Below are 4,949 nucleotides of genomic sequence, written 5' to 3' on the forward strand. Positions count from 1 at the left end.
ACTGACCCCCAAGCGGGAACCCTCACGCCGCCTTGCCCTGCGGCCCTATGCCCGCGCAGTCGCGCAGGTCCTCCAGGTCAGCTTCCGCGCGTCACCGGGCGCGGTGGTCATGAAGGTGCTCGGCTCGCTGATCTCGGCCGTGCTTCCGCTGGTCACCACCTACTTTGCGGCCCTCACCACCACGGCACTCGCGGCCGCCTACTCAGGGGACGCCGGTGCAGGGCAGCTGGCCATCCTGTACGTCATCATCACCGCCGCGCTTGGCCTCTTCTGGGGTGCCTTCACCAGCGTTGACCGCTACATCCAGCAACTGATGAGCTTCAAGGTGGGCGCCATCGTCGGGGACCAGATGTACGAACGGTTCCTCGCCCTCGAGTTCTGGCGCTACGACGACAAAGAAACCGTTGACCTGTACGACCGCGCCAAGCGGTTCTCCGACTCCTACGCGCGGGTCCTGGACCGGATCGCGGCGATCTTCACCCAACTCGTTTCGGTGATCCTGGCCGTAGGCGCACTGCTGCTGGTCAGCTGGTGGATCGCGGTGATTGTGCTGGTGGCCATCGTGCCCAGCGTCTACCTGCAGTTCAAGCTGTCACGGGAGCAAATAGCGCACTGGAACACGCAGGTGGACTCCCGGCGGCAGCGGCGGATGATCGAACAAAACCTCCTCCGGCCGCAGCACATTGCCGAGATGCGGCTCTACGGCATCGTCGGCTTCCTGATGGACCTCCGCTCGCGGCTGCGGGACGCGGACGAGCGCCGCCGTCTCGATTTCCAGCGGCGGTACATCCCCAAACAGCTGGCCGCCGACGCCCTGCAGTACGGCGCCGAGGTGGTTTCGCTGATTTGGGTGGTGGGGCAGATCATTGCCCGGGCCCAGCCCGTGGGGCAGTTCCTCTACGTGCAGCAGATCGTCAGCCGGGCCCTGTCCACCGCCAACAATTTGGTGTCCTCGCTCAGTTCGATCGACGAGGATCTGGCGAACCTCAAGGACTACGAGCTGTTCATGGCCCTGCCGGTCCATTCCGAGCACGCACCTCCGCTGCTGGGACCGCCGAAAGAGGTGGAGCTGAAGGACATCCGCTTCACTTACACGGGCAGTGACATCGAGGTGATCCGCGGGATCAGCATGACCATCCGCGAAGGCCAGCACATCGCCATCGTGGGGGAGAACGGTGCCGGCAAATCCACCCTGATCCGGATCCTCGCCGGCCTCTACCGGCCGGACTCCGGGCAGGTCATGCTCGACGGCGTGGACCTCGCCGCCGTCGACGTCACCTCCTGGCACCGCCACCTGGCTGTCCTGAGCCAGGAGTTCCTCAAGTACGAGTTCGCCACGGCCGCGGAGAACATCTACTTCGGCGACGTCGACGCACCCAGGGACGACGCACGGATCCGAAAGGCTGCCGGTGATGCCGAAGCACTGGACTTCATCAACAAGCTGCCGAACGGGCTGGAGAACCACGTCAGCAACTGGATGGAGGACCCGCGGGGCCGGAAGGGCAGCGGACTGTCCGGCGGCCAGTGGCAGCGCCTGGCCATGGCCCGCAACTTCTACCGGGACGCCTCGTTCATGGTGATGGACGAACCAACATCAGCCATCGACGCCCTCGCCGAACACCGGATCTTCACCCGGCTCTTCGCGGACCGCAGCAGCACCATCATCGCCATCAGCCATCGGCTGGCCACCATTGAGAAGGCGGACATCGTCTACATGCTCGAAGACGGCAGGATCGTGGAGCAGGGCACGCACCGGGAGCTGGTGGCGCTCCGCGGCCGCTACTTCCGGATGTTCGAATCCCAGCTCAGCGTAGAGGAAGCCGAGGGCGTCTGATCTTGCAGAACCAGGGTCAGCGGAGCCGCAGCCAGGCGGTATAGAGCCGGTCACGGTTACGGTGCAGGTGCCTGGAGTAAAGCATGCCTGCCGCAATGGGGAGGGGAAAGACGGCCAGGACTGCCGAGATGGGAAGAGCCTCGGGGGATGTCCCCTTGGGCGTGAGGAAGCTCAAAGCTGCGACGACCACCAGCATGATGACAACCATGGTGACGGCGGAACTTGGAACAACGCGGATGTACTGTTCCGTGCGGGCCACGTCATCTGCCGGGCGCGGAGGCTTGCGGGTGAAGCGGGGACCCACTGCCAACAGCCAGCCAATCCCGGACGTGGCGAGGCCGAAGGCTACGAGTATCAGGCCGTTTTCCGGGTCTTGACCCGTTGCTGCCAATGCGGCTGTCTGCGCCACGCCGGGTACTGCGAAGATGATTCCCATCCACCAGAACCAGAAGACCCGGGCGCGGCGGTGAGCGTATCCCAGTGCAAATTCCGGTGCATCAAGGCTGCCCCGGGACAGCGTCCGGAGCTCATCGCTATCAGCCCCATAAAATCCTGGCGCCAAAGTTTCCCCCAATATTGTTCGCAGCGGTCCAGCAGTCCTGGACAAATTTATTTCACTTTTCAAACCGGCGCGATGGGGACTTGTCCCCTCAGGGCCGCCCGTCGAGAACGGTGGTGCGTACCCGCGCCAGGCTGGGACGCGGCGGGACACTGCTGAACCCAAACGTCACCGCCGGCCGGATGGGCGCCAGGGTTCCGGCGTCGGACCCTTCCCAGGTCACGACGGCGGAGGTGACGTGGTGGAGGTCGCTCACCCCGTAATACTCGCGCCTGCCATTGCCGGCGGTGCCGAACGTGCGGGCACCCGGGGCGGCCAAAGCCGCCAGCGGGCTGACGCTGCTCAGCCACCGCGGATGCACAGCGAGGCGCCGCGGGACTGCCCGCAGCGCGGTCCCCAGCAAGGTTCTGCCTCCTACTTCCGCGCGGATCACCAGGGGCCCGGCGTCGACAGTGAGCCGATGACGGTCCAGCTCCGCTGACATGTCCAGAACCTGGACTTCGTCGAAGCTATAGGTGGTCGAAATGAAGTCAGCCGTTTCCCCGGTGGGCGCCAACAGCAGCCGGTGCCCGGACGGCTGCTGGAGCATGACGTCCGCGAAGGCTCCGAAAGGGGAGTGCTGCCAGATCCCTGCTACGGCCCGGAGACCGGAGGCGGTGCCGATACCGGCAATGTGCCCGTCAAAGATCCAGCGGTTAACCATGTTTCAGAGCGGACCGTAGCCGGCATTGCCGTAGGGATCGCGCCACACGGCCAGGTCCTGTTCCACAGCGCTGCGCAGTTCCGGGTTCGATTGGACCCGCAGCCGGAAGGATTGCCGTGCCCGGCCCAGTACCACGGAGGGGACGAGGATGCAGGCCACCAGGAGGCCCACGATCAGCAGGAAGGTGCCGGCCAGTACCAGCACAGTGCCGTCTCCCCTGTCAGCGGCCGCCGGCAGGGGCGTCAAGAGGATCCCGCCAATGATGGCCGACAGTACTGACACCATGACGATGCCGCCCCGGGCTGATCCAGGTCCGCGGGTAATGAGGCTCTTGTCGGTATTGGGCAGCGTTGTGCGTACCCGCTTCCAGAAGAACAGGCCGAGCGCCGCCAGGGCTGCACCCAAGGGGCCGAGGACAGCAAGGGCGGCAGGATTACCTGACGTAGCTGAGTAGAACGCGCCGGCCAAGGCAAGGACAGGTCCGCCGGCGATCGCGCTGCTCCAGCCTGCTGCCACCGTGCCCTGGGCGTCGGCCAGTTGCCGTAAACGCGACGGGGCGTTGGGTGGGCTCACCCGGGCCAGGTCGGGGGAGAGCCAATACTCGAGGGGATGGGCGGGCCGGGCGTGGTAAAGGGGTTGACTGGTCATGGCGGCTGAAGGCCAGCTCCTTGCTATAGGCGTTGACCTCAGGTTACTGAGTCCTGCGGACAGCTGCCATGGTCCCGGAACAGCAGGACGGCTGGGATAACCTAGAGCAGTGACTTACGAGATCGAGATCGGCCGTGGCAAGCGTGGGCGTCGTGCCTACTCCCTGGATGACATTGCAATCGTCCCTAACCGTCGTACCCGCGACCCCAAGGACGTCTCCGTCTCCTGGCAGATCGATGCCTACCAGTTCAGCATGCCCGTCATCGCAGCGCCGATGGATTCCGCCATGTCCCCGGCCACGGCAATTGCCCTGGGCAAGCTGGGCGGCCTGGGCGTCCTGGACCTCGAAGGCCTCTGGACCCGCTACGAGGACCCGCAGCCCATCCTGGACGAGATCGGCGCGCTGCAGGACGAGACCAACAGCCCCGCCGTCACCGGACGGATGCAGGAATTGTACAAGGCGCCCATCCAGCCTGAACTGATCACTTCACGCCTCGCCGAGATGCGCGAAGCCGGCGTCACCGTTGCCGGCTCCCTCACCCCGCAGCGCACCCAGGAGCACTACAAGACGGTCCTCGCTGCCGGCGTCGACATCTTTGTCATCCGCGGCACCACCGTGTCCGCCGAGCACGTGTCCAAGGACCACGCGCCCCTGAACCTCAAGCAGTTCATCTACGAGCTGGATGTTCCGGTGATCGTGGGCGGCGCCGCCGGCTACACGCCCGCGCTCCACCTCATGCGCACCGGTGCAGCCGGCGTGCTGGTCGGCTTCGGCGGCGGCGCCACCACTACCACCCGCCGCGCGCTGGGCATCCACTCGCCGATGGCGTCCGCCATTTCCGACGTCGCGGCCGCCCGCCGCGACTACATGGACGAGTCCGGCGGCCGCTACGTGCACGTCATCGCCGACGGCGGCATGGGCACCTCCGGCGACATCGTCAAGGCGATCGCGATGGGCGCCGACGCCGTCATGCTGGGCAGCGCGCTGGCGCGCGCCGAAGAGGCCCCCGGCAAGGGCTGGCACTGGGGCCAGGAAGCCCACCACCTGGAACTTCCCCGCGGCGACCGCGCCAACGTCGGGACCGTCGGACCGCTGGAGGAAGTCCTCTTCGGCCCGGGCCACCACACCAACGGAACGTCCAACCTCATCGGCGCGCTCCGCCGCTCCATGGCGACCACCGGCTACTCGGACCTGAAGGAATTCC

The 4,949-nt window shown here is 66.1% G+C and carries 5 protein-coding genes; 2 read left to right on the plus strand and 3 right to left on the minus strand.

From position 1 onward, the window contains the following. Window position 1 precedes the first annotated feature (1 nt). Window positions 2–1,834: an ABC transporter ATP-binding protein gene (locus P2Q66_RS01955; protein WP_275725137.1), complete on the plus strand. Its 1,833-nt coding sequence runs from the start codon at window positions 2–4 to the stop codon at window positions 1,832–1,834. Window positions 1,835–1,850: 16 nt separating this feature from the next. Here P2Q66_RS01955 and P2Q66_RS01960 read toward each other — a convergent pair whose 3' ends face one another. The 3 genes from P2Q66_RS01960 to P2Q66_RS01970 form a co-directional block, all read right to left on the minus strand. Next, window positions 1,851–2,270: a hypothetical protein gene (locus P2Q66_RS01960; RefSeq protein ID WP_275725139.1), complete on the minus strand. Its 420-nt coding sequence runs from the start codon at window positions 2,268–2,270 to the stop codon at window positions 1,851–1,853. 214 nt (window positions 2,271–2,484) lie between these two features. Further along, entirely contained in the window at window positions 2,485–3,096 is a 612-nt protein-coding gene (locus P2Q66_RS01965; protein ID WP_275725141.1) for a hypothetical protein, read from the minus strand. Window positions 3,097–3,099: 3 nt separating this feature from the next. After that, on the minus strand, window positions 3,100–3,744 hold the full coding sequence (locus P2Q66_RS01970) for a hypothetical protein (RefSeq protein ID WP_275725142.1): 645 nt from the start codon (window positions 3,742–3,744) through the stop codon (window positions 3,100–3,102). A gap of 109 nt (window positions 3,745–3,853) precedes the next feature. Between P2Q66_RS01970 and P2Q66_RS01975 the strand changes: the two genes are divergently transcribed. Then, the coding region (locus tag P2Q66_RS01975; RefSeq protein WP_275725143.1) for a GuaB3 family IMP dehydrogenase-related protein at window positions 3,854–4,949 on the plus strand (1,096 nt) is incomplete at its 3' end.

Origin of the sequence: Arthrobacter sp. Cr_A7, assembly GCF_029222765.1 — a bacterium.
In the GTDB taxonomy this organism is placed as follows: Bacteria; Actinomycetota; Actinomycetes; order Actinomycetales; family Micrococcaceae; genus Arthrobacter.